The organism is Collinsella aerofaciens (genome assembly GCF_039758965.1).
Lineage (GTDB): Bacteria > Actinomycetota > Coriobacteriia > Coriobacteriales > Coriobacteriaceae > Collinsella > Collinsella aerofaciens_BR.
Window position 1 is genome coordinate 24,384 of record NZ_JBDMSL010000014.1, and the last position, 25,184, is coordinate 49,567.

General features: G+C 60.6%; 21 protein-coding genes. 7 read left to right on the top strand and 14 right to left on the bottom strand.

Translation table 11 applies throughout. From position 1 onward, the window contains the following. Positions 1-2 precede the first annotated feature (2 nt). The 3 genes from arcA (ABHU32_RS05815) to arcA (ABHU32_RS05825) all read right to left on the bottom strand — a co-directional run bounded on the left by arcA (ABHU32_RS05815) (position 3) and on the right by arcA (ABHU32_RS05825) (position 4,333). Positions 3-1,244: an arginine deiminase gene (gene arcA / locus ABHU32_RS05815; protein ID WP_117848985.1), complete on the bottom strand. Its 1,242-nt coding sequence runs from the start codon at positions 1,242-1,244 to the stop codon at positions 3-5. A 573-nt stretch (positions 1,245-1,817) separates the two neighbouring features. Then, on the bottom strand, positions 1,818-2,942 hold the full coding sequence (locus ABHU32_RS05820) for an aminotransferase (RefSeq protein ID WP_346979360.1): 1,125 nt from the start codon (positions 2,940-2,942) through the stop codon (positions 1,818-1,820). A 149-nt stretch (positions 2,943-3,091) separates the two neighbouring features. Continuing rightward, a complete protein-coding gene (arcA, locus tag ABHU32_RS05825; protein WP_117848985.1) occupies positions 3,092-4,333 on the bottom strand; it encodes an arginine deiminase in 1,242 nt (413 codons plus the stop codon). Between the two features lie 557 nt (positions 4,334-4,890). Between arcA (ABHU32_RS05825) and ppk1 the strand changes: the two genes are divergently transcribed. Continuing rightward, the gene (gene ppk1 / locus ABHU32_RS05830) at positions 4,891-7,464 is read left to right on the top strand and encodes a polyphosphate kinase 1 (protein WP_346979361.1); all 2,574 of its coding nucleotides are present in this window, start codon (positions 4,891-4,893) and stop codon (positions 7,462-7,464) included. A 98-nt stretch (positions 7,465-7,562) separates the two neighbouring features. Further along, positions 7,563-8,891: a 23S rRNA (uracil(1939)-C(5))-methyltransferase RlmD gene (gene rlmD / locus ABHU32_RS05835; RefSeq protein ID WP_195620553.1), complete on the top strand. Its 1,329-nt coding sequence runs from the start codon at positions 7,563-7,565 to the stop codon at positions 8,889-8,891. A gap of 216 nt (positions 8,892-9,107) precedes the next feature. Here the strand turns inward: rlmD and ABHU32_RS05840 are convergent, their stop codons facing one another. Then, positions 9,108-9,305 (bottom strand): type II toxin-antitoxin system RelB/DinJ family antitoxin, encoded by a 198-nt coding sequence (locus ABHU32_RS05840; protein ID WP_270225782.1) that lies wholly within the window; start codon positions 9,303-9,305, stop codon positions 9,108-9,110. Positions 9,306-9,342: 37 nt separating this feature from the next. Further along, positions 9,343-10,407: an IS1595 family transposase gene (locus ABHU32_RS05845; protein ID WP_346979362.1), complete on the bottom strand. Its 1,065-nt coding sequence runs from the start codon at positions 10,405-10,407 to the stop codon at positions 9,343-9,345. A gap of 191 nt (positions 10,408-10,598) precedes the next feature. On the opposite strand from ABHU32_RS05845, the gene ABHU32_RS05850 reads away from it, so the two are divergent. The 3 genes from ABHU32_RS05850 to ABHU32_RS05860 all read left to right on the top strand — a co-directional run bounded on the left by ABHU32_RS05850 (position 10,599) and on the right by ABHU32_RS05860 (position 12,822). Next, positions 10,599-11,141, top strand: a complete 543-nt coding sequence (locus ABHU32_RS05850; RefSeq protein WP_022094094.1) for a DJ-1 family glyoxalase III — start codon at positions 10,599-10,601, stop codon at positions 11,139-11,141. Further along, the gene (locus ABHU32_RS05855) at positions 11,138-11,719 is read left to right on the top strand and encodes a Maf family protein (RefSeq protein WP_346979363.1); all 582 of its coding nucleotides are present in this window, start codon (positions 11,138-11,140) and stop codon (positions 11,717-11,719) included. The genes ABHU32_RS05850 and ABHU32_RS05855 overlap by 4 nt, the downstream gene beginning before the upstream one ends. A 101-nt stretch (positions 11,720-11,820) precedes the next feature. Then, on the top strand, positions 11,821-12,822 hold the full coding sequence (locus ABHU32_RS05860; protein WP_346979364.1) for a P1 family peptidase: 1,002 nt from the start codon (positions 11,821-11,823) through the stop codon (positions 12,820-12,822). Between the two features lie 375 nt (positions 12,823-13,197). On the opposite strand, the gene ABHU32_RS05865 is transcribed toward ABHU32_RS05860, so the two are convergent. Then, positions 13,198-14,229: a glycosyltransferase family 2 protein gene (locus ABHU32_RS05865; protein WP_346979365.1), complete on the bottom strand. Its 1,032-nt coding sequence runs from the start codon at positions 14,227-14,229 to the stop codon at positions 13,198-13,200. Then, on the bottom strand, positions 14,222-15,424 hold the full coding sequence (glf, locus tag ABHU32_RS05870; RefSeq protein ID WP_195361192.1) for a UDP-galactopyranose mutase: 1,203 nt from the start codon (positions 15,422-15,424) through the stop codon (positions 14,222-14,224). The genes ABHU32_RS05865 and glf overlap by 8 nt, the downstream gene beginning before the upstream one ends. Positions 15,425-15,655: 231 nt before the next feature. Here glf and pta point away from each other — a divergent pair, with 231 nt between their 5' ends. Further along, the gene (gene pta, locus ABHU32_RS05875) at positions 15,656-16,636 is read left to right on the top strand and encodes a phosphate acetyltransferase (protein ID WP_346979366.1); all 981 of its coding nucleotides are present in this window, start codon (positions 15,656-15,658) and stop codon (positions 16,634-16,636) included. Positions 16,637-17,189: 553 nt separating this feature from the next. Here pta and ABHU32_RS05880 read toward each other — a convergent pair. The 7 genes from ABHU32_RS05880 to rnd form a co-directional block, all read right to left on the bottom strand. Then, a complete protein-coding gene (locus tag ABHU32_RS05880) occupies positions 17,190-18,368 on the bottom strand; it encodes an acetate/propionate family kinase (RefSeq protein WP_055309797.1) in 1,179 nt (392 codons plus the stop codon). A 164-nt stretch (positions 18,369-18,532) separates the two neighbouring features. Continuing rightward, positions 18,533-19,711 (bottom strand): acetate/propionate family kinase, encoded by a 1,179-nt coding sequence (locus ABHU32_RS05885; protein ID WP_055309796.1) that lies wholly within the window; start codon positions 19,709-19,711, stop codon positions 18,533-18,535. A 147-nt stretch (positions 19,712-19,858) separates the two neighbouring features. Then, the gene (locus ABHU32_RS05890) at positions 19,859-20,194 is read right to left on the bottom strand and encodes a histidine triad nucleotide-binding protein (RefSeq protein ID WP_035137921.1); all 336 of its coding nucleotides are present in this window, start codon (positions 20,192-20,194) and stop codon (positions 19,859-19,861) included. A gap of 49 nt (positions 20,195-20,243) precedes the next feature. After that, a complete protein-coding gene (gene xseB / locus ABHU32_RS05895; RefSeq protein WP_161144749.1) occupies positions 20,244-20,510 on the bottom strand; it encodes an exodeoxyribonuclease VII small subunit in 267 nt (88 codons plus the stop codon). Between the two features lie 42 nt (positions 20,511-20,552). Next, positions 20,553-22,004 (bottom strand): exodeoxyribonuclease VII large subunit, encoded by a 1,452-nt coding sequence (gene xseA, locus ABHU32_RS05900; RefSeq protein ID WP_346979367.1) that lies wholly within the window; start codon positions 22,002-22,004, stop codon positions 20,553-20,555. Between the two features lie 115 nt (positions 22,005-22,119). After that, a complete protein-coding gene (locus ABHU32_RS05905; RefSeq protein WP_006234314.1) occupies positions 22,120-22,824 on the bottom strand; it encodes a zinc metallopeptidase in 705 nt (234 codons plus the stop codon). A gap of 64 nt (positions 22,825-22,888) precedes the next feature. Next, entirely contained in the window at positions 22,889-24,022 is a 1,134-nt protein-coding gene (gene rnd, locus ABHU32_RS05910) for a ribonuclease D (RefSeq protein ID WP_148345575.1), read from the bottom strand. A gap of 98 nt (positions 24,023-24,120) precedes the next feature. Between rnd and ABHU32_RS05915 the strand changes: the two genes are divergently transcribed. Beyond that, entirely contained in the window at positions 24,121-25,038 is a 918-nt protein-coding gene (locus ABHU32_RS05915; RefSeq protein ID WP_055309791.1) for a diacylglycerol/lipid kinase family protein, read from the top strand. Positions 25,039-25,184: the final 146 nt, after the last annotated feature.

A 25,184-nucleotide genomic window follows, 5' to 3' on the forward strand; every position in this document is an offset into this window, starting at 1 on the left:
ACTTAGAGGTCCTCGCGCCAGAAGGGCATGCTCATGCAGCGCGGGCCGCCGCGGCCGCGGGAGAGCTCGGCGGAGGGCACGACGAGAAGGTCCAGGCCCTCCTTGTACAGCACGTCGTTGGTGACGGTGTTGCGGGCGTAGACGCAGATCTTGCCGGGCTCGACGCACAGGGTGTTGGAGCCGTCGTTCCACTGCTCGCGGGAGGCCGCGATCGGGTCGCCGCCGCCGCAGGGGATCAGCTTGACCTGGTCGACGCCGGTGGCGTCCTCCAGGACGTGCTCGAGGGTGTCCTCGATCAGGCGGATGTTCACGTCGCCCGGGTTCTTGCCGGCGGTCAGCTCGTAGACGCGCAGGGTGCCCATGATGGCGGGGTGGATCGTGAACTTATCGACGTCGATCTGGGTGAAGACCGTGTCGAGGTGCATGAAGGCGCGCGAGACCGGGATGTCGAAGGCCAGGATGCGCTCGACCTTGGAGTCGGAGTTCCAGAAGATGTTCTGGGCCATGACGTCGATCGCGGCGGCCTGGGTGCGCTGGGAGATGCCGACGGCGAGGGTCTTCTCGTTGATGTTCAGCACGTCGCCGCCCTCGGTGTGGAACTGGCAGTCGCGGCGGAAGTACAGCGAGACGTCCTTGTAGTCGGGGTGGTACTTGAAGATGTACTTGCCGTACAGGGTCTCGCGGTTGCGGGTGACCGAGTACATGCGGTTGAGGTTGACGCCCTCGCCGACGACCGCGAACGGGTCGCGGGTGAAGTAGAGGTTGGGCATCGGGTCGATGATCAGGTCGGACTCGGACTCGGAGTTGACCAGGGAGTCGAGGGTCGTGGACGCCGTGAGGGGCATGTCGATCTCGGACTTGGTCATGCCGGCCATGGTCTTCTTGACGAACTCGAGGTTGTCCTCGATGGAGTCCAGCTTCTCGCGGACGATCTGCGGCATGTGCTGGCCGCGGATGCCGGCCTCGGCGATGTACTGGTCGGTGAACTCGGCGCGGGCGCCGGGGACCTGGTCGAACACCTCGGCGACGAGGTTCTCGAGATAGAGGACCTCCACGCCCTGGTCCCTCAGGATCTGGGCGAAGGTGTCGTGCTCCTGCTGCGCGACCTCCAGGAACGGGACGTCGTCGAACAGGAGTCGCTCGAGCTCGTCGGGCGGCAGGTTGAGGAGCTCGTCGCCGGGACGGTGCAGGCAGACCTTCCTGAGCTTGCCGATCTCGGAAGGCACGTGCAGACCTTTCGTCATGGCCTCCTACCTTTCTTTCGGGCCCTTGTCAGGGCCGATTCGTTAGCGCCCCTCCGTGTGAGGCGTTATTGCTGACGACATATTTATATCCAAAATCAGCCCATACTTCCACCTTGCCCCCGAACGGTTTTTTATAGGGGGTGAACGGCATACACATATACTTCACGCATGGCACACTTCATCTTAATAAAGCGTATTTACGTGCTTAAACGCGTTTTCAATCCTAAAATCAAATGGAACTTAACTTTGTTAAACCATCCTCAAATTGCATATTTCCACTAAAGCTATGAATAGAATTAGCGGTTCATACCGCGTCTCAACCATTTTCATTTTTATTCAGAAAAAAGTTTGTCCTATTCATTTCTGGTAAATAAATTACCGTTTACCAGACGCTTGATACCGTTCACCGGAAACTCAGTATAAGGCCCAGCGGATACCGGCTCGCTTTACGGCCCCATTTGTAACAACTTGACTTCTCGGTATAGAAAAACGGACCCGCTTCACTAGGGAAACGGGTCCGTTTTCGATTATCTTCGGCCAATTTAGATAACGCCCTCGAAGATCATCGGAATCCTAGCGATCAAACTCCGCCAGCGCCTCGCCCAAAAGCCTCAGGCCCTCGCGCAGAACGTCCTCGCTCGCGCAGTAGCCCAGGCGTGCGCCACAGGGAAGCTCAAAGCGGCTGCCGGGTACCAGCAGCACTCCCCTCTCGGACAGCAGGCGCTTGCAGAACTCCTCGTCGTCCTCGGGAATATCCAGCTGGATAAACGAGGTAGACACGCCCTGTGGGGCCGTCCAGGAAACGCGATGCTGCGTATCGATCCAAGCCTGCGCGATATCGCGGTTGCCAAACACGATCTTGCGATTGCGCTCGAGGATCTTGTCCTTGTGCTCAAGCACATAGGTCGCCAGGGCGTCGTTGAACACACCGCCGCAGATCATGGTGTAATCGCGATAGGTACGGATGCGGTTGGACACCTCTTCGTCGGCCACGACCCAGCCCACGCGGGCCGCAGGCGTCGAATAGGTCTTCGACAACGAGTTGGTGACAATGGCCTTCTCGTACACGTCGACCATCGACATAAAGGACCCAGTGTTTTCGAGCGGCAGATACACCTCGTCGCACAGCACATAGGCGCCCACCGAACGGGCGATCTCGGCAATCTGGCCGAGCGTATCGGCATCGAGCACCGTACCGATGGGGTTCGATGCGTTATTGATGCAGATGAGCTTCGTGTTGGGGCGCACCAAGCGCTTGAGTTCCTCGATATCGGGCTTCCAGCCGAGTTCCTCGCGAAGCTCCCAATACTCGACCTCGGCGCCCAGCGTGCGCGGAATCTCGTAGAGCGGCGCGTAGGTGGGCCACTCGGCGATAACGTGGTCGCCGGGCTCGACCACGGCCATGATGGCGTTGAGGTTCGCACCCGTGCAGCCATTGGTCTGCAGAATGTGGTCGGGATTGACCTCCCGACGATACAGCTTGGCAACCACGGCCTTAAACTCCGGCGAGCCCTCGATCCAGCCGTAGTTCATCTTCTCGCGGTCCAAGCGCTCGTAGAACGTGGCGCCGTCCTGCTCATCGAGCGCGCGCAGCTCGCCCATGGTGAGCGACGAGATCGTCGACTGGGCGATGTCCCACGTGGCACTTTTCTCCCAAACGTTGAGCCATTCCTCAACGCCAATCGTCTTGATGTCCATGGCCAAGCTCCTTACAAAAGCAGTCATCCAATCGTGTTGACGTCCCTCATACAAGATTGGGGCGGTGCGAAAACCCGCACCGCCCCAATGGGAGACATCTAATGGCAGCTAGATGTATGTATTATGACCTGTACGGGTCCTGAAAGACCTTAGAGGTCCTCGCGCCAGAAGGGCATGCTCATGCAGCGCGGGCCGCCGCGGCCGCGGGAGAGCTCGGCGGAGGGCACGACGAGAAGGTCCAGGCCCTCCTTGTACAGCACGTCGTTGGTGACGGTGTTGCGGGCGTAGACGCAGATCTTGCCGGGCTCGACGCACAGGGTGTTGGAGCCGTCGTTCCACTGCTCGCGGGAGGCCGCGATCGGGTCGCCGCCGCCGCAGGGGATCAGCTTGACCTGGTCGACGCCGGTGGCGTCCTCCAGGACGTGCTCGAGGGTGTCCTCGATCAGGCGGATGTTCACGTCGCCCGGGTTCTTGCCGGCGGTCAGCTCGTAGACGCGCAGGGTGCCCATGATGGCGGGGTGGATCGTGAACTTATCGACGTCGATCTGGGTGAAGACCGTGTCGAGGTGCATGAAGGCGCGCGAGACCGGGATGTCGAAGGCCAGGATGCGCTCGACCTTGGAGTCGGAGTTCCAGAAGATGTTCTGGGCCATGACGTCGATCGCGGCGGCCTGGGTGCGCTGGGAGATGCCGACGGCGAGGGTCTTCTCGTTGATGTTCAGCACGTCGCCGCCCTCGGTGTGGAACTGGCAGTCGCGGCGGAAGTACAGCGAGACGTCCTTGTAGTCGGGGTGGTACTTGAAGATGTACTTGCCGTACAGGGTCTCGCGGTTGCGGGTGACCGAGTACATGCGGTTGAGGTTGACGCCCTCGCCGACGACCGCGAACGGGTCGCGGGTGAAGTAGAGGTTGGGCATCGGGTCGATGATCAGGTCGGACTCGGACTCGGAGTTGACCAGGGAGTCGAGGGTCGTGGACGCCGTGAGGGGCATGTCGATCTCGGACTTGGTCATGCCGGCCATGGTCTTCTTGACGAACTCGAGGTTGTCCTCGATGGAGTCCAGCTTCTCGCGGACGATCTGCGGCATGTGCTGGCCGCGGATGCCGGCCTCGGCGATGTACTGGTCGGTGAACTCGGCGCGGGCGCCGGGGACCTGGTCGAACACCTCGGCGACGAGGTTCTCGAGATAGAGGACCTCCACGCCCTGGTCCCTCAGGATCTGGGCGAAGGTGTCGTGCTCCTGCTGCGCGACCTCCAGGAACGGGACGTCGTCGAACAGGAGTCGCTCGAGCTCGTCGGGCGGCAGGTTGAGGAGCTCGTCGCCGGGACGGTGCAGGCAGACCTTCCTGAGCTTGCCGATCTCGGAAGGCACGTGCAGACCTTTCGTCATGGCCTCCTACCTTTCTTTCGGGCCTTACTGGCCGAATGTATCAGCGCCCCTCCGTATGGGACGCTGCTTGCTGACAGCTCTAGTTATATCCAAAAACCACCTGCAATTCCACCTCGCCCCCGAACGGTCAGCAAAGTGCGATGAACGGTATATCTCATATGATTCCCCCATGATGCACTTCGGTTCTCTAAAGCAGGTTTTCAAAGGTAAATGTTCTTTTTTCTAAGGAATTAAGCTAGATTGCACAAATATTTTCATGTTTAAGAATTGCATAGCTAAAACGGTTTTCTGCATATATATGTCGTTTGTTCATGATTCAATTTGGATTCGATTATATTCAGCTCGCAATCATTCTTATTCATACATCCTCACCAATTGAGTATGGATATAGATTGTTTCTAAACGAGTTGGGCAGTTAGTTGCATGCCTTGGCAGCGTAAGAAGTAGGTAAAGATACCGTTCACGCGATACGTCCGTGCCACAGGTCGACTAAATTGAGACAATAGTGAATAGTGTTAGGCTACCGTCCCCTGTGGGGACTGAACGGACAGATGCATATGCCGAGCAAAATCGAAAAGAAGCAAGCCGCCGCAAAGCTGCGCAAACCGCCGCGCGACTTCTCATACACGCAAAACCGAGAGCTCAGCTGGCTACGCTTTGACAACCGCGTGCTCGACGAAGCCTTCGACGAAACCGTTCCGTTATTCGAGCGACTAAAGTTCGTCTCGATCTTCGAGTCCAACCTCGACGAGTTCCTTATGGTGCGCGTGGGCGGCCTGTCCGATCTGGCGGAGCTCAAAAACCAACCTGTCGACAACAAGAGCAATATGACCGCCTCCGAACAGGTCGATGCTGTCATGGCCGAAATGCCTGGGCTCCTTACCCGTTGGGAGTCCATCTTTAAGAGCATCGAGGACAAGCTCGACACCTTGGGCGTTCACCGCGCCCACATCGATTCGCTTACGCCCGAGGAGCGCACCTTTGTAACCCGCTACTTCCAGGCCTACGTGTCGCCGGTCATCTCGCCGCTGGTCATCGATCCTCGCCACCCCTTCCCCAACCTGCGCAATGGCGCACTCTATCTGGCCTGTGGTCTGGACGGCGCCACCGACGAGGAGAGCCTGCTGGGCCTTATCGAGATTCCCGCCTCGATGAACCGCGTGGTCGAGATCCCCTCGCCCACCGGCACCTACTCCTACATCTTGCTCGAGGACGTCATCCTCGCCTGCCTGGACAGCTGCTTTGGCTCCTACAAGCCACTCGACCGCGCGCTCATCCGAGTCACCCGCAACGCCGACATCGATCCGGACGGCGAGGGCGTCGAAGAGGAAGAGGACTACCGCCAGCACATGAAGCGCATTCTCAAGAAGCGCCTGCGTCTGCAGCCGGTAGTGCTCGCGGTCTCGGGATCGCTCGAGAAGGCGACGCTCAAGACCATCCGCAAGGCGCTCGAGCTTTCGCGCCGCTCTGTCTTTACCTGCGATATCCCGCTCGACCTGGGCTACGTCTTTGGCATTGAGGGTAAGATTCCCGAGCACCTGCGCAACGAGCTGCTCTTTACGCCGTTTAAGCCGCAGCCCAACCCCACCATCGATATGACCCGCTCCATCCGCGAGCAGGTGCTGCAGCACGACAAGCTGCTCTTTTACCCTTACGAGGCCATGAATCCGTTCCTGGATCTGGTGCACGAGGCCGCCTATGACCCCGAGTGCATCTCGCTGCGCATCACGCTCTACCGCGTGGCCAAGCAGAGCCGCCTGTGCGAGTCGCTGATCGATGCTGCCGAGAACGGCAAAGAGGTCACGGTGCTCATGGAACTTCGTGCCCGCTTTGACGAGCAGAACAACATCGAGTGGGCCGAGCGTCTGGAAGAGGCGGGCTGCACCGTCATCTATGGTTCCGAGGGCTTTAAATGCCACTCAAAGATCTGCCAGCTCACCTATCGCGAGGGCATGGCGCTCACCCGCCTCACGCTTTTGGGCACCGGCAACTTTAACGAGAAGACGGCCAAACTCTACAGCGACTTTATGCTCATGACAGCCCATCCCGGCATCGGTGAAGACGCCAACCTGTTCTTCCGCAATCTGTCGCTGGGCAACCTGCGCGGCGACTACCGCTTCCTGGGTGTGGCGCCCGTCGGACTGAAACCGCTCATCATGCGCGGGCTTGACCGCGAGATTCAGCGCGCCCTTGCCGGCGAGCCCGCCCGCGTGTTCTTTAAGCTCAACTCGCTGACCGACCGCGAGGTCATCGACAAGATCGCCGAGGCATCGTGTGCCGGCGTGCGCGTAGACATGATCATCCGCGGCATCTCGTGCCTCAAGCCCGGTATTCCGGGCAAGACCGAGAACGTGCATGTCCGCTCCATCGTCGGACGCTTTTTGGAGCACGCGCGCGTCTATGCTTTCGGCGTGGACTCGGACATGATTTACCTGAGCTCGGCAGACATGATGACGCGCAACACCGAGCACCGCGTGGAGATCGCCTTCCCCGTGCTCGACCCCACCTGCCGCGCCCTAGTGCACGAGTATATGGGCATGCAGCTGCGGGACAACGTGAAGGCCCGCAGCCTCACGAGCGACGGCACCTGGGTCCCCGTGGAGCGTGCAGAGGGTGAGAAACCCTTCAACTCGCAGGAAGCTCTACTGGAGCGTGCCTATCGCAACGCCGAGGCCGCCGCGCAGCAGCGCGCACAGGAGAAGGAACGTGTGGCCGAGGAGGCCATTCAGGCCGAGGTTGAACACGGGGCAGCTGCCAAACCGGAAGCGGTTGCAGCTCCCCCGGTGAATGAGCCCGAGGCTGCCGCAGAGACCGCCGTGGAGAAAGCGCCCGAGCCCGCTACCGCGACTCCGGAGCCCGCCGCCGAGGCAAAGCCCACCCCTGCTCCTAAGCCGCAGCCGACCACACCCGAGGTTCAGAAGGTCCAGGCGACTGTCATTGAGCCCGAGCCTGCACCTGCACCTCAGCCCGAGCCGCAGGTCACCAAGCCCGTATCCGAGACGAGCACCCGTCGCGATAAGCCCGCCGGCAAGACCAAGGCCATCGAGCGCCATCGCCCCGGTCGCGTGCGCATAGGCCTGGGCCTGATCGGCCTGGGTCTTAAGACGCTCATTACCGGCAAGACGAAATAGTCGTTTGTAGAAGCAGTTTGTAGAAGCGCCCCGCATTTGAGGAAAGCCTCGGATGCGGGGCGCTTTTCCCTGCTACCATGGTGCGAACAACAACGCGAATGACAGGCAGGAATATGAAGCTCACTATAGAATCGATGACCTACGGCGCCGACGGGCTGGCGCACGCCGACAACGGAAAGGCCGTCTTTGTGCAGGGCGCCGTGGCAGGCGACATCGTCGAGGCCGAGGTCGTACAGGACGGCAAGTCGTTCATGCGCGCCCGCACCACCGAGATTCTGGAGCCAAGCCCCGATCGCATTCAGCCTCCCTGCCCCTTCGTGGGCATCTGCGGCGGCTGCTCGTGGGGCAATCTCTCACGCACGGCACAGCTCGCCGCCAAGGAGCAAAACCTGCGCTCCACGCTCGAGCGCATCGGCAAGTTCGCTCCTGAGCAGGTCGATGAGTTGGTACAGCCCATCTGCCACACCAAGGACGACTGGGGCTACCGCAATAAAATCGAGCTCGAACCGACCGTCGTCAACGGTCGCGTGCGCCTTGGCATGCACGGTGTCGACCCCAGCAAAATCGTGACCGTCGATATGTGTCCGCTGTTCGATAAGCGCTTCCCGAAGGCACTCAAATCGGTCGTCGGCGCACTTAACTATCTAAGCGGCAGCCATGACTTGGGGCTCGAACGCGTGGGCATTCGCGCATCGCGCCGCACCAAGGCACTCGAGGTCGCACTCTGGACGCCGACAGGCTCTTTTCCGCGCTCGCAGGTCTCCCGCGTGCTGGCGGACGCCGCTCATCCCACGAGCATCGTGCGCGTGATGAGCAAGGGCGAAAAGAAGGCCCGCCGTGTCTCTAAGGTGGAGATGCTCGCCGGTGAGGGCTCGTGGACCGAGAACATCGCTGACGGCCAGATGCGCCTGTCCGCCCCATCGTTTTTCCAAGTCAACACCAAGGGCGCCGAGATTTTGATCGAGCTCGTTATGGAGGCGCTCGATCCGCAGGAAGACGAGCTTGCCGTGGACCTGTACTGCGGTGCCGGCACCTTTACCCTGCCGCTCGCCCGCCGCTGCGACTTTGTCGCTGCCGTCGAGGCCTACGGCCCCGCCGTGCGCGATCTACGCCGTAACCTGGAAATCAACAAGCTTGATAACGTCGACGTCATTGGCGGAGACGCTGTGCGCGAGTTCCCCGACCAGGACGCCGATGTCCTAGTAGTCGACCCGCCGCGTGCAGGCCTAGCGCCTGAGGCCATCGACCTCATCGCCAGCACAAGCGCTCGCGATGTCGCCTATGTGAGCTGCGACCCGGCCACCCTGGCGCGCGATCTTAAACGCTTTGTCGAGGAAGGCACTTTCTCCCCCGTAAAGATCACGCCAGTCGATCTGTTCCCACAAACCTTCCACTGCGAGACCGTCGTCCACCTTAGGCGCAACTAGCTGATGATTTTTCTGGGACGGGGATTAAATGATCAATTTGTACCGAATGATTATTTAAGGCTCTGTTAGACCAGAATTGACATTCTGCCTCAATCATCTTTTTGAAATTGCAAAGCTATCGACCCCTTGCCGGGTTTGAATCCGGCAAGGGGTCGATGCGCTCAAGATCGGTCGGGTTAATCGTGAGGGCCCTATCGCCCCAAGTCGATCTGCCGGCTATCTCGCCGCCTTCCCGTCGGGTGCCGGCGCCTTGACCTTCATCTCGAACGGCATCCCGCCCTCCCGGACGAGCGCCCTGAGGAACGCGTTGACGGCGGTGGACATGGACAGGCCGAGCTCGTCCAGGATGACGGTCGCCTCCCTCTTGACCTCCGGGTCGATGCGGATCGTCGTGGCCGGTATGTTCGACGGCATGGCTGCACCCCTCCTCGTATATCGCGGTGCGACCATTCTACCGCCCCTGCGCGGCGGGCGCGTCCCAGTAGTCCATGTAGGGCGGCCGGACGTTGAACATGTCGCGGATGCGGCTCCCGCAGGTCCCGTTCGCGAGCTGTCGCGCGACCGTGCGCTCGGCGGTGCCGGGGTCGGTCGCCATGAAGGTCCGGCACCACCTGAACCAGGCGAGGTAGGCGCCGAGGTGCTTCGTTGACACGCCCCTGAACGGCTCCATGAAGGCGCCGAGGAGCGAGTGGACGGTGTTGACCCGGTTGATGGTGCCCTCGGAGCGGTCCTTGGGGTCGTAGGCCGCGTGCGCGGCGACCCCGAGTTCCGCGAGGACGCCGACGTAGGCTGCCGCCCTGTCGGTCGCGACGACGGAGCCGGACGCGATGCGGCCCCTCAGCACGTCCATGGCGCGTTTCCTCGACAGGGCGCCCCGCCCCGTGACCTCGAGAAACGTCTCGTTCGAGTCGTTCACGCCGGTCATGACGCAGATCCGCTCGAGCGAGAGGCCGCGCCTGTGCACCTGCCTGCCGCGGCGCCGAGAGGGGCGCGGCATCTTGAACGACCCCTTCACGTGGTTGCCCTTGAACGACTCGGGGAAGTAGGTCTCGTCGAGCTCGCAGCCGCAGCCCCGCCCGACCCTGAACGAGGGGGTGTAGGCCGAGAGGCACTCGATGAGCCTGTGGCGCATGGTGTAGGCGGTCTTGAGGCAGACGCGGCAGCGCCTCGCGCATTCCCGCAGGGGCAGCTTGAGCACGAAGCACTCGGCGTAGGCCATCCAGGTCTCCCTCGGCAGCCTGCTCGTCCCAAGGATGCGCCCGCTGCCCATGCCGAAGGTCCTGCCGCAGCCCCGGCAGAGGTAGCGCTGCTCGCCGTTCCTCGATTTGCCCTTCTTCACGACCGCGGCGGACCCGCAGCGCGGGCAGCGCTCGACCTCATAGGTTGAGCCGGCAGCGTCGTCGAACGCCGCCGCGCGGATAACGTCCCTGACGGACTCGATTGCGCGGCGGCGCTCGGTCCTGCTGAGGCTCGAGATGTCCTTCTTGAAGTTGAGGACCAGGTCTTCGGCGTTCATGCTGCCCCCATCCGTCGCGGTCTACGGGGCTAACGATATGGCACCGTGGGGACACATGTATGTCAATCCTGGTCTAACAGAGCCTTATTTAATCCCCGTCCCTTTTAAACATTGGGAAATCGAGCGTGGCAAGCGGGGGTCTTCGGGGTATAAGACGGCTAATTGTATGCCGCCCTATGAAAGGAACCCTTATGCCCAGCGTTGCCGTTCTTGCCGCCGATGGCTTTGAAACGATTGAATGCCTGACCATGGTCGATGTCATGCGTCGCGGCGGCGTGCGCGCCACGCTCGTCTCGATTATGCCCACGCGCGAGGTCGTAAGCTCGCTGCAGATCCCCGTGACCTGCGATGCGCTCTTTGATGAGATCAACTTTGACGAGTACGACTGCGTCGTGCTGCCCGGCGGCCTGCCCGGTGCCACCAACCTGCGCGCCGATCAGCGCGTCTGCGACGTGGTCTGCGAGTTCGCCGCGACCAAGCACGTCGCCGCCATCTGCGCCGCCCCGTTTATCCTGGGCGAGCTCGACCTGCTCGAGGGGCGCCACGCCACGTGCTTCCCTGGCTTTGAGAAAAGCTTCCCCGAGGGCGCCTATACCGGCGAGAAGGTTACGCAAGACGGCAACATCATCACCGCCAGCGGCATGGCCCAGTCGCTCCCCTTTGCGCTTGAGCTGCTGCGCACGATCGCCGGCGACAAGGCTGTCGAGAAGGTCGCCGAGGGCATCCAACTATGATTTTGGCTTCGCAATCACCGCGCCGCATAGAGCTGATGCGCGAGGCAGGCTACAACATTCGCGTGATTCCCGCGGATATCGACGAAACGCCCTTTGATGGCGAGGCCCCGCTCACGCTTGTCGAGCGCTTGGCACGCGCCAAGGCGGCTGCCGTTGCTGCCGAGTATGCCGAGCCCAATGAGCTGACGGTCGCGGCCGACACCATCGTCACCTTCAACGGCAAGATTTTGGGCAAGCCGGCAACCGAGGGCGAGGCGCGCACCATGCTCCGTGAGCTTTCGGGCCGCACGCACCAGGTCGCAACCGGCGTCTGCATCGTTAAGGCAGGCGATACGGCCGCCCCGCATGCCGCCGAGAGCCTGTCGTTTGTCGATATGACCGACGTGACATTCTACGAGCTCACCGACGAGCAGATCGAGCACTACGTTGCCTCGGGTGAGCCCATGGATAAGGCAGGCGCCTACGGCATCCAGGGCACAGGCGGCCGCATGCTCGTGCACGATATTTCGGGCGACTTCTATAACGTGGTGGGCCTACCCATCGCCCGCGTCGCGCGCGCGATTCAAAAACTCTCGTAATTGCATCTGGCGCTGGGTATCCCCCAGCGCCTACAATTTTGGCGTACCGTACGGATCCCGACCGGGCACAAGGCGCGGCGGAAAACCGATAGGAGTTAAACATGGATACACTGCTCGAGGCCATTGACGTCTGCGATGTCGATGGCTTTTGCTATGGCAACTATACGGACGAGGAGGCCGGCACCGGTTGCACCGTAATCGTGGCACCCGAGGGCGCCACCGGCGGCGTTGACGTTCGCGGCGGTGCTCCCGCTTCGCGCGAGACCGACCTGCTGCGACCCGAGAACACCGTCGACAAGGTCCACGCCGTCTGCCTTTCGGGCGGATCGGCCTTTGGCCTCGAGGCTGCAAGCGGCGTCGCTCGCGAGCTTGAGAGCCGCGGCATCGGCCTTCCCGTCGGCCCCACGCAGGTGCCTATCGTGTGCTCGAGCTGTATCTTCGACCTCGCCTTTGGTAACCCCACCGTTCGCCCCGACATTGAGGCCGGCATCGCCGCCGTGCGCGAAGCACTCGACAACACCCCCACCAAGCTCGAACAGGGCAACGTAGGCGCCGGCACGGGCGCTACCGTGGGTAAGCTCATGGGCCCCGCTACCTGCATGAAGGCCGGCCTTGGAGCTGCCGCCGTGGCACTCGGCCCCATCAAGGTGGGCGCCGTGGTCTCGGTCAACGCCTGCGGCAACGTTGTCGACCCCTTCACCGGCGAGTGGGTCGCAGGCATGCGCGCCGCAGCCGATAGCGACCAGATCGTCGACATGGAACTCGCAGCCTTTGCCGCCGTCGGATCCATGCAGATGCCGCTCGACCGCACCAACACCACCATCAGCTGCATCGTCACCAACGTGGAACTCACTAAGGCACAAGCCACCAAGGTCTCCCAGATGGCCGCAGACGCCTACGCACACGCCATCCGCCCCACACACACCACCAACGACGGCGACGCCATCTACACCCTCGCCAGCGGCAAACTGGGCGCCCAGGCAAGCGCCGCCGTTCCCCTAGACCTGCTGGGCATGCTCGCCGTAAGGGCCCTGGAAACCGCCATCGTAAACGGAGCCAAAACCGCCAAAACCTCCCACGGCATCCCCGGTGCCGCAAAATAGTCCACTCGACCGTCGGTCGGAGACGGGCGGGCGTTACGTTTGCTGCTCTACAGTCCTATGCAAGACGAAGGCCACATTAAGTGGCCTTCTTTGCATGCGGAACTCGCGACAAACGTAATGCCCGCCCGCCTCCGACCGACTACCAACTAATATTTTTTCAGCCCAGGCCCCTGTGTACCGCGCGTCGAAGATCTTCAAATTCAAATAACCTGACAATCGATTCTTATAGCAGAGGCCCCTTGGCCTTTAGTTTGATACAAGTTCCGCACGAGCCGGAAAGCACTTAATGTGCTTTCCGTGCGAGCAGGACTGTTCGCAGTAGCAAACTAAAGGCCAAGGGGCCCAGTCAACCTATCAGCAGCGATTACTCAGCAGCTAGTTGAATTTGAAGATCTTTGAGGCAAGACGGTATAGGCCGAGTGTGGTTTTGTCACCGGCACGACCGCGCAGATTGGTGAAGAACCCGACCACACCGTAACGTGCACGACGATACATACGCTCGTCATAGGCCTTCAAATCAATCCACAGCGTCTTTAGGCGCTCGTCGGCGCAATCTTCCTCGGAAAGCTTGGTGAGCACCGAGCAAATCGCCATCATCATGGTGAAGTACCCCATCATGTACGAACGCAAGCGCGACGACTCAACATCGCTGTACAGATGGTACGACTCCATCATGATACGTGTAACACGGAACTGCTGGTCCAGACGCTTGACCATCGTTGCCTCGTTGACGCTCTGGCCTTCGCGACCGATAAAGTAGCGGTAGAGGTCGATGTCGGCGTAGTACATGGTCTTGCAACGCGGTAGCGGCACGTAGGCGTAGATGTTGTCCACATAGAACGTGTGCGGCGGCATGGGAAGGTTGGACTCGCGCAGCACATCCGTGCGATAGCACAGGCTGTGCATGAGTAGGTTCTGGTCCAGGCGGAAATGACCGATCTGATCCCAGGAAAAGATCTTTTTGCGCGGCAGGGCAAATTTGTAGCCAATAGCGGTATGCGTGCCCTCGTAAACCTTCTCGTACACGTAGTTCGAGATAAACAGGTCAACGCGCTGGTCACGCTCTTCAAAGCCACGCAGAATCGACAGTATAGTCGAAAGAGCCGCAGCATCGAGCCAGTCATCCGAGTCGACGACCTTGTAGTAGGTGCCCTGTGCCTCGCGCAGACCCGAAAGGACGGCAATACCGTGGCCGCCGTTCTCCTGGTGCACCGCGCGAATGATACCGGGATAACGTGCCTCCCACTCGTCGGCCTTATCGGCCGTCTCGTCCTTGGAGCCGTCGTCCACTACGATAATCTCGATATCGGTGGCGTAATTGCTCCCCTCCAAGATGGAGGTGATGCAATGGTCCATGTCCTTGGCGGCGTTATACGAGGGAATACCGAATGTTATGACTTTATGCATGGCAGGCGATAATCTCATCCGAAAGATCGAGGGCAGAATTGGTCACGGCGTCCATATCGTAGTAACGATACTCGGCCAGACGACCCACCGGGTGGAAGTTCGTCAGGTTCTGGACGCGCTCAAGATAGCGCTCATAGAGCTCACGGTTCTCGGGCTCAAGAATGGCGTAGTACGGCGTCTCGCCCGAGCCGGGCGTATAGGCCTTGGAGTACTCCTTCATGATGGTGGTCTTGCCGGGCAGGACCTGACCGGTCATGTTCTTGAACTCGGTGATGCGCGTGTAGTCCTCGCTCGTGGTGTAGTTGACGGTGCCCACGGGCTGGAACTGGTCCATATCGAGCGTCTCGAACTTCATATCGAGCGTGCGGTACGGCAACGCACCCAAGTCGAGGTTGAACAGCTCGTCGAGTGGACCGGTATAGACAATCTCGCCACCATAGACCTTGCCGTCGATCTTGACGGTGGTCTCGTCGATCTCAAAGAGATCGCGGGCGTCCACGTCGCAGAACACGTCGATCAGGTCGTGGTCGAGCATGTGCTCAAAGAGCGCCGTGTAGCCCTCCTGCGGCATGCCCTGGAAGGGGGCTTGCGGGAAGTAGCGGTCATCATCGCCCACAAAGACGGGAACGCGGCCGGTGATCGAGGGATCGATCTGATCGGGCGTCTGGCCCCACTGCTTCATGGTGTAATGCAAAAAGACGTTCTCGTAGACGTAATCGGCGACCTCGGCCAAGTCGGGGTCGTTCTTCTTACGCAGCTCCATAATGGGCACCTTGACATCCTTGCCAAAGGTCTCCACGAGCTTCTGATACAGCTCCTCGCCGCGCTCGTCACCAAAGGCGAGCTTGAGACTCGCATGGTTGAAGGGCACGGGCATAAGGGTACCGTTGATGTTGGCGAGCACCTTGTGCTGATAATCCGTCCACTTGGTAAAGCGCGACAGGAAATTGTGCACGCGCTCGTTAAAGGTGTGATAGATATGCGGACCGTACTCGTGAATCAGGATTCCGGCCTCATCAGTGCAGTCATAGGCATTGCCCGCAATGTGGCTACGGCGCTCCAAAACGGCAACACGATAGCCGATGGTCTCGGCAAGACGGCGGGCGCAAACGGCACCGGCATATCCAGCACCGACGACAATCATGTCGTACGCGCCGGCGTTAAAGCCTTCAGGCAGGCCTGAGGTAATCTGCATCGATACTCCTTGTCAAAAGCCACGGGCTCGTTAGCTGGGCTTTTCTCGAACATTCTTCGAGACATATTTATCAGAGCGATTATAGCGCTAATGCGTCCTATAATGAGCTTGCCACACAAGGAAAGCTCAAGCACCGCGGCGAACATAATTGAAAGGTAAACCCGCTAGCAGCGGGTTTATTCGTGAACAGCCGGGCGCCTGGAGCTTAGCGAAACGCTTGTAAGGAGTAACATGAGCGATTTCCTAAACCGTATGAAGTCTGCCGCCAAGGCCGACCTTAAGACGATCGTCCTGCCCGAGGGCGAGGATCCGCGCACCATCGTCGCGGCCACCAAGATCATCGAGGAGGGCCTGGCAAAGATCGTCATCCTGGGCAACCCCGACGAGATCGACGTTCCCGGCGCTACCGTCATCGACCCGCGCAATGCCGAGAAGCACGAGGAGTACGCGCAGAAGTTTGCCGAGCTCCGCGCCAAGAAGGGCGTTACCATCGAGCAGGCTCGCGCCCAGATGATGGACGCCACCTACTTTGGCACCATGATGGTCAAGATGGGCGATGCCGACGGCCTGGTCTCCGGCGCCTGCCACTCCACCGCCGACACCCTGCGCCCCGCGCTTCAGATCCTCAAGACCGCCCCGGGCACCAAGCTGGTCTCGGCCTTCTTCGTGATGTGCACCGACACCCCGCAGTTCGGCACCGACGGCACGCTGATCTTCGCCGACTGCGGCCTCAACATCAACCCGTCCTCCGACGAGCTCTCCGAGATCGCCATCGCCTCCGCTCACTCCTGGTCCACCTTCATGGGCAACGTTGAGCCGCACGTGGCCATGCTCTCCTACTCCACCATGGGCTCCGCCGGCGGCGAGGTCGCCAAGAAGGTCCAGGAGGCCGTGAAGTTCTGCAAGGAGAAAGCTCCCGAGCTCGCCATCGACGGCGATCTGCAGCTCGACGCCGCCATCGTCCCCACCGTCGCCCAGCTCAAGGCTCCCGGCTCCTCCGTTGCCGGCAAGGCCAACGTGCTCGTGTTCCCCGACCTGGAGGCCGGCAACATCGGCTACAAGCTGGTCCAGCGCTTCGCCGGCGCCGACGCCTACGGCCCCATCCTGCAGGGCATCGCCAAGCCGGTCAACGATCTGTCGCGCGGCTGCTCTGCCGACGACATCGTGGGTGTCGTGGCCATCACCGCCGTCCAGGCTCAGATGGCTGAGTAGCGCACGCACTCGCTCGAAGGCCGTACGGGCTAACCCCTGAAAACGTCCTCGACCAATGAAACGCCCCCGTTCTGCTCCTTCGGAGCTACGAACGGGGGCGTTTCTGGTCTGCGGATTGTTTTCAGGGGTTAGCCCGTACGGCCTTCTACCGCTACGTAGCAATCAGGGTATCTGGGGTGGACGGCGGCTTGGCTACGAGCTAGGGCTGAAAATCTGAATGAATGGGTGCCGTTGCTGGAGGGTCAAACGATGCAGATATGGTCACTTTGGGACCGAAATGTTGGCTGCGGTCTGATGTCTGGCCCGCCGGAAAGTGTGTCCCGGTTTGAAGGCGGATTGTGGGATGTGGCTTCCGCTTGGGGCCTGTTTGGGAAACTTTGGGACGGAATTTTGCTTTATTGTGGGTCGCACTTTCCGCAACATGCCTCAACCGGAAAGCGTGTCCCAGAATTTGTGCTCGAAATGGGACAAAGTTTCCGCCGCCCGCCTGCTAGCAAAAAGGCCTCCGGAGCTGTTGCTCTGGAGGCCTTTCGTTTACTTGCAAATGCGCGCGTTAGTTGTTCTTGGTCAGACGCTCGACGTCGTGGGCAATCATGTATTCCTCGTCGGTGGGGATGACCATGACCGTGACGGCGGAACCGGCGGCGCTGATGACCTGCGGGCCGTTGCCCACGGCCTCGCGGTTCTTGTTGTTGTCGATGCGCACGCCCAGCCACTCAAAGCAGTCGCAGAAGGCCTTACGGATCGACCAGTCGTTCTCGCCGATGCCGGCGGTAAAGGTGATGGTGTCCACGCCCGCCATGGAAGCAATCATGGAGCCGGCCTGCTGCATGGCCTTGTAGGCGAACATATCGAAGGCGAGCAGGCAGCGCTCGTCGCCCTCGGAGGCGCGCGTGCGGATGTCGCGGGCGTCGTTGGAGATACCCGAAATGGCAAGCAGACCAGACTGCTTGTTCATCATGTCGTCGACTTCCTGGTAACTGTAGCCGCCCTCGCGCTGAAGATAACACACGGTGGCCGGGTCGATGGAACCGCAACGGGTACCCATCATCAGGCCGTCAAGCGGCGTGAGGCCCATCGTGGTGTCGCGGCACACGCCGTCCTCAATGGCGGCAAGCGAGGCACCATTGCCCAGATGGCACGAAAGCAGGCGGTGGCAGCGCGAGCCCAGGATCTCCTTGGCCATCATCCACTCGTAGCGGTGGCTCGTACCGTGTGCGCCGTACTTGCGCACGTGGTACTTGTCGCACACGTCCTTGGGCAGCGCGTAGGTGTAGGCGACCTCGGGCATGGTCATGTGGAACGAGGTGTCGAAGACGGCCACATTGGGCAGCTCCGGATACTTCTCGCGGCAATACTCGATTGCCGCGGCCTCGCCGTAATTGTGCAGCGGAGCGAGCGGTGCCACCTCAAGGATCTTAGCCATGACCTCATCGTCGACGACCGCGGAATCATCGAAGTGCCAGCCGCCCTGAACGATACGATGGCCAATGCCATCAATCGTAAAGTCGGTCTTCTCGAGCTCCTCGAGCACGCGAGCGATAGCAGAGCGATGATCGGGGAAAGGGACCTCCTCGGTCTGCTTGGCGCCACCGTTCTCGGAGTGGCCAAAGATGCCCATGTCCGAAGCGATACGTTCGCAGTTGCCCTTGGCGAAAACCTCTCGGGTATCGGTATCCAAAAGCTGATATTTAAGGCTTGAGCTGCCGGCGTTGACAACAAGTACGTTCATGAGACTCCTTTGCAGTGCAATACGGTCGACGCAGACCCCTTAAGGCGGCCGCATTTTAATAAGAAGTTATCACAACTTGATAAATAGCTATCAGTCATATCGCCCAACGAGCGCAAAAGAGGGGCCGAACGGCGCTCGGTCGTCCAGCCCCTCCCCTCTTGCAATTACTTGCCGTTGACGATGCGCTCGACGTCGGAGGCGATCATGAACTCCTCGTCCGTGGGGATGACGAAGATCTTGACCTTGGAATCCTTGGCAGACAGGCACCAAGCGCCGTCGCCACGCAGGGCGTTGCGGGCATGATCCATCTTGACGCCCATAAAGGCCAGGCGGTCGGCAACGCCGGCGCGGACCGCCGGAGCGTGCTCGCCGATGCCGGCAGTAAAGACAAGGGTGTCCATACCGCACATAGAAGTAGCCATCTCGGCAGCCTTGGCGGCAATCTTGTAGACAAACATGTCGAAGGCGAGCTGAGCATCGGGGTCACCAGCGGCGGCGAGCTCCTCGACGTTGCGGCAGTCGTTGGTCTTGCCGCCGGTCACAGCCAAAAGGCCGGACTTCTTGTTCATCATCTCGTCGACCTCGTCGAAGGTGTAGCCACCCTCGCGCTGCAGGTAGCACACGGTAGCCGGGTCGATGGAGCCACAGCGGGTGCCCATCATGACGCCGTCGAGCGGCGTCAAGCCCATGGTGGTATCCATGCACTTGCCGTCCTCGATGGCGCACAGGGAAGCGCCGGAGCCGATGTGGCACACGACGACCTTGCGGGCCTCGCCGTTGGTCATCTCGGCGACCTTCTTGGAGATGTAGCGATAGCTGGTGCCGTGAGCGCCATACTTACGGATGTGCAGCTTGTCGCAAACATCCTTGGGAAGGGCGTAGGTCTTGGCGACCTCGGGCATGTTGAAGTGGAAAGCGGTGTCGTAGACCGTGACGTTGGGCAGATCGGGATACTGCTCCAGGCAGTACTCGATAACGTTGGCCTCGGGGTTGTTGTGCAGCGGCGCCAGCGGGGCGACCTCGCGAATCTTGGCGAGGACGTCCTCGTCGACGAGGGAGGAGTCGCCAAAGTACCAACCGCCCTGAACGATACGGTGACCAATGCCCTCGATCTTGACGCCGTTGGCCTCAAGGTCCTTCAGGACGACCTCGATGGCGACCTTGTGGTCGGGGAACTCGATGTTCTCGGTCACCTTCTTGGAGCCATTGGCAGCATGGGTGAAGGTACCGCCGGTAAAGCAGACGCGCTCGCAGGAGCCCTTTGCGGACACCTTGTGGGACTTGGTATCGATGACCTGATACTTAAGGGTCGAAGATCCTGCGTTGACGACCAGAACGTTCATGTGTCTCCCTACTAACAGGCGGTGTGGCGCCGCCAGGTTACATACGCTTCAATAATAAACCCAAACGCCCTCGCGCTCGGGTTTATTGCGTTGATATATAAGTTATCGGTGCCTGAGCTTCCGTTTCATTGCACGGAAGAGGCGTCCTCAGATGAGGTTCTCGCCCAGGTTCTTGCCGCCGAGAACGTGCATGTGGAAGTGCATGACGGTCTGGCCGGCGTTGACGCCCTTGTTGGAGATGACGCGGAAACCGTCCTCCAAGCCCTTGGCCTTAGCGACCTCCTGGATGGCGTGAGCCATGGCGCCCATGGTCTCGGCCGGCACGTTATCGGCGATATCGCTGTAGTGCTTCTTGGGGATCACGAGCGTGTGGACCGGCGCCTGGGGGTTGAGGTCGTCGAAGGCGATGACCTGGTCGTCCTCATAGACAACGGTCGAGGGGATCTCGTGGTTGGCAATTTTGCAGAAGATGCAATCGCACATGGTTGGTTCCTTTCTCACAGACCAAGGTAATTATATTTGGTCGGGATGGTTAGAACGAGAGGTTGTCGTCCGTGTTGGCGGCTTCGCCGTCGGCAAGCACGTCGTTGCCGTCGACGTCCTTAAGAAGCACCGAGACCTTCTGCTCGGCATCGGCCAAGCGTGTGCGCAGGCTCTTGAGGAGCTCGACGCCGCGGGTGTAGCTCTCGAGCGACTCCTCGAGCTCCATGTCGCCCGACTCCAGGCTGCGGATGATGAGCTCCAGCTCCTGCGAGGCCTGCTTGTACGTAAGCTGCTCGACCGGGGTCTTCTCTGCCATATCTATTTCCTTTCCCAAAGGTTTATCACTGTAAAACGCGGTCTATTCGACCGTATTGACCGTTGCCGCAACGTTACCGTCTGCCATGCGCACACGGATGGCGTCGCCGGGCTTAAAGGTCTTGGCGCTCGTGGCCACACCATCAACGCTGTACGCGATGGAATAGCCGCGGGCGAGCACCTTGAGCGGCGACAGGGCATCGAGCGAAGCCGCTGCACGGCCCAGGTCGGACGCTGGCTTGCTGAGCATCGTGCGCCCCTGATGCTCCAGGCGGGAGCTTGCGAGCGTGAGCGCATGGCGCTTACCATCGAGCCCCGAGGTGCTTGTAACCAGACGCTCGGGCAAACGCTCAAAGTTGGAGCGAAATGTCCCGACCGAGCGTACTATGGCACCCGACAGGCGATCGGCAGTCAGCGCAAGCTCCGATTCGCGACGCTCGACCATAAACGTTGGGTCGTTGAGGCACGGGCGGCACGCAGCCGCATCGAGCGCATCGCCCAAGCGAGCCGTATAGGTATCCCAGGCACGGCGACCGCGCTGATCGAGCATCTCCAGGTCGACCTGGGCCGACCCAATCATCGATGCCATCGCAGCACCCAGACGTTGATAGCGCGCCTCGAGCACATCGGCCAACTCCGTCATAGCCGGCGCCACCGATTCGGCCGCCGCCGTAGGCGTGGAGGCGCGACGGTCGCTCACCATGTCGCAAATCGAGGTATCGGGCTCATGGCCAATGCCGGTCACCACGGGCACGGGACAAGCCGCCACCGCGCGGGCAAGCTCCTCGTCATTAAAGGTCATGAGGTCCTCAAAGGAGCCGCCGCCGCGCACCAACAAAATACAGTCGGGCGCCGGCGTAATGGAAGCGGCGCGGCGCAGGCCCTCAATGAGCTCTGTCGGCGCACCCTCGCCTTGTACCTTGGCACCCACGCAGACGAGCTCGACGAGAGGGTTGCGACGACGCAATGTGCGCTTGACGTCGTCGATTACGGCACCCGAAAGCGAGGTGACGACCGCCACGCGGGAGCAGAACACCGGGATGCGGCGCTTGCGCGCTTCGTCCATCAGACCCTCACGGCGTAGCTTTTCGGCCAGTTGCGCCACTTGTTGACGCAGCAGACCCTCCCCCGCCAGCGAAAACGAGCGAGCGACAAAGCTCATGCGGCCCGTAGCCTTATAGAGATTGAAGCTGCCCTTAAAGCTCACCTGCATACCGTCGCGCAGATCGAACGTGCGCTTGAGATAGGCACCCTTCCAAATGATGCAGTCAACGGCGGCCGAATCGTCCTTGATCTGGAAATAGCAGTGGCCGCTTCGGGCGTTAGGACCACGAAAACCCGTGACCTCGCCCAAGACGCTCAGCTGCGGAATGGCATCGAGCGCACCGGCGGCGATCTCCACCGCCTGGCTCACGCTGAGCTCCTTGCGCTCTTGCTCGTCCGAACCGTCGAACTCGGCGGAAACGGCATTACCGGTTAGGTTCCAGCCTGCCACGCAGCCTCCTTTCGTTATCGAGCACAGAGGCTCCGGCCCCGTGCGAAATTAAGTCCAACACATAGTACAGCGCCGCGAGGACACGAATCCCCGCGGCGCCTGCCTGTCCCATTTGTTATCGGTTGGAGTTTCTGTTGTAGCGAGCCATAAGGTAGAGCAACTGAATGATCGAAGTGAGCGCTGCAGCCACATAGGTAAGCGCGGCTGCCGTCAGTACCTTCTTGGCGCCGTTGACCTGCTTGGAGCTCATGCCCGACTGCTCGATGTACGCCACAGCACGTCGGCTGGCGTCAATCTCGACAGGCAACGTAACGAGTTGGAACAGCACACTAAACGAGAAGAAGATCAACGCGAGGGTCGTGAGCCCGGCAATGTTCATAAACAGGCCCAAGAGTAACACGATGGTCCAGGTGTTCTGGGTAAAGTTGACGACCGGCACGAGGGCGGTACGCACTTTCATCATGGCATAGCCGCTTTGACGCTGGGCGGCATGGCCCGCCTCGTGGCAGGCGACGGCAACGCTTGCGACCGAACCGCCCGAACGGTTGGCATCCGACAGATACAGGTTGTTGTCCTGCGGGTTGTAATGGTCGGTGAGCTCGCCAGCGACACCCTTGATACCCACGGCGCTACAACCGTTGGCATCGAGCATGCGGCGAGCGACTGTGGCACCCGTATCGCCGTCCGAGCGAACCTTGGACCAGGTTTTGTACGTCGAGTTGATATAGTTCTGTGCGGCAAGGCCAAGCACCGTGCAGACAAGAACAACCAGCAGGTACAGCGGGTCGATGCCAAAGCCGTATCCATAGTAATAAGGCATGCGAATTCCTCCGAGTCGAGTTACACGTTGGAGGCATTTTACCCACTCAACCGGCTAGGCTTCCCTACAGGAGCTCGATTTTGCCGTCCTTCACCGTCAACCCCATATTGCCGGAAAGCAGATCGTCCAGGCGCGAGCCCACAAGCTCAAAGCGCCAACCTTCGCGCAGGCGGCTCTGCTCGGGATGCTCAATGTAGTCGGCCAGGTCATCGCGCGAGGCAATGACCGAGGTCGCAACGCCTGAGCGCTCGGCAACCAGGCGGATAAGCGCATACATAAGGTCAGTCACGCTCTCCAGCTCCGGCGAAATCTGACGATGTCCGCGCACCAAGAGCGGCAGGCGATCGTGCGGACAGCTCGCACCGCGCTTGATGGCCATGAGCGCACCGTCCACGTCGCGCTCCCCCAATTGATCGGTACCGCGAATGCTACGGAACTCCTCAACGCGCACGGGATTGCGCTTAACGAGCGCTAGCAGCGTGTCGTCGGACATGACCCACTTGCGTGGGATGTTGCGCCGCTCGGCGCGGTCCTCGCGCCAGGCGGCGAGCTCGCGCGCGATACCCAGCTGATGACGGCTGCACGAATTGATGCGCTTGACCTTGCGGAACGCCTCGTGGCGATCGGCGCGATAGTGCGACTCGTCAGCCAGCGGGCGCAGCTCGTCGAGCACCCAGTCCACACGGCCCAGCTCGCGCAGGCGGCTCATCATCTCGGTATAGGCGACGATCAGGTACTTGACGTCATCGATCGCATACTCAATCTGCTTATCGGTCAGCGGGCGGCGCGACCAGTCGGTCAGTGACTCGGTCTTGGGCAGCGATACGCCGCAGAACGTCTGAACAAGCGCGCCATACGAAATCTGCTGGCGCTCGCCCAAAAAGGCGGCGGCGACCTGCGTATCGAAAATCGGTCGTGGCAGCACGCCCACGGTATGGAGCATGACCTCCATATCCTGCGAGCACGCGTGGAAGACCTTGGTCACGCTCTCGTCGGCCATAAGCTCGGCCAGCGGCGATAGGTCGTCGATTACCAGGGGATCGACCGCGACGCTCTCAGCAGGGGTGGCAATCTGAACCAAACATAGACGCGGATGGAACGTGCGCTCGCGCAAAAACTCGGTATCGACGGCAATCGCGTCGAACTCACGGGCGCGCTGGCAAAAGTCGAGTAGAGCCTGATGTGTGGAAATGTACATATCAACCCATCGAATAAGGTTAGGCCCGAAAAACACGGGTAGGATATCGGCATTGCCTTACAACTATACTCGGTTAGTCACAGAACGGGAACGTAAGTATGCGCTGCCTTATCATCCACAACCCGGCATCGGGCCCCAGCTCAGATGAAATCTACGCATTCACGCACGCCCTCGCGCAGGGCGGCGACGAGGTCGTGATGCGTTTTATCGGCGATGGCATGGAGCCCGAGGACGCCGTGGCAGACGTGCGCGAGTTTGATCGCGTGGTCGTTTCGGGCGGCGACGGCACCGTCTCCAACGTGCTCGACCAGATGCGCGGATGCGGTGTCCCCACGCTCGTCTTCCCCTCCGGTACAGCCTGCCTGTTCTTCAACAACATCGGCAATGCCCCCGAGGCAGCGGCGCTCGCCAAGGCCTGCCGCGCCGGTCGCACGGTCAAAGTCGACATGGGCGAGCTCTTTTGGCTCGACGAGAACGGCAACGAGAAGCGCCACGGCTTCATCATCATCGCCGGCTCGGGCTTCGACGCCGAGATCATGATGAAGGCCGCCCCCACCAAAAACGACATCGGCGAGATCGCCTACTTCCTCTCTGCACTCGCCACGCCCAACCCTACGGTAGCGCACTTTACCATTGAGCATGACGGCATTGTCGAGGAGCTCGACGGCATCTGCTGCATGGCCGGCAATACCTCGGTCATCCAAAACGACATCAACCTGTTCCCCGACTGCCGCATGAACGATGGCATGGTCGACATTGCAGTCATCGAACCCGTGCGCACCGTGCAGCTGCTGCCTACCGTGATCACCGCTGCGCTTGACCCCGCCGGCAAGGTACTCGGGCGCCCGCAGTTCAAGATCATCCAGACCAAGGAAGCCAAAATCACCTGCACCCCGTCGCTGGGCATGCAGTTCGATGGCGAGATTATCTCCAGCAATTCGGGCGTCTTTGGAGCCCGCGCGCTTCCGCAATGCCTCGACCTCATCGTCGACGAATTCTCCCCGCTCGGAAAATAGGAGGACCCCATGAACGACAATCCCCTGATCGGCTTTATTGTCATCGTCTTGGCCATGCTCGTCGGTTACGCCATCAACGTGATTCACCGCCGAAAGAAGTAAATCCACATTGGTATGATATTCATCCAGTTATCGACTCTCCCGCT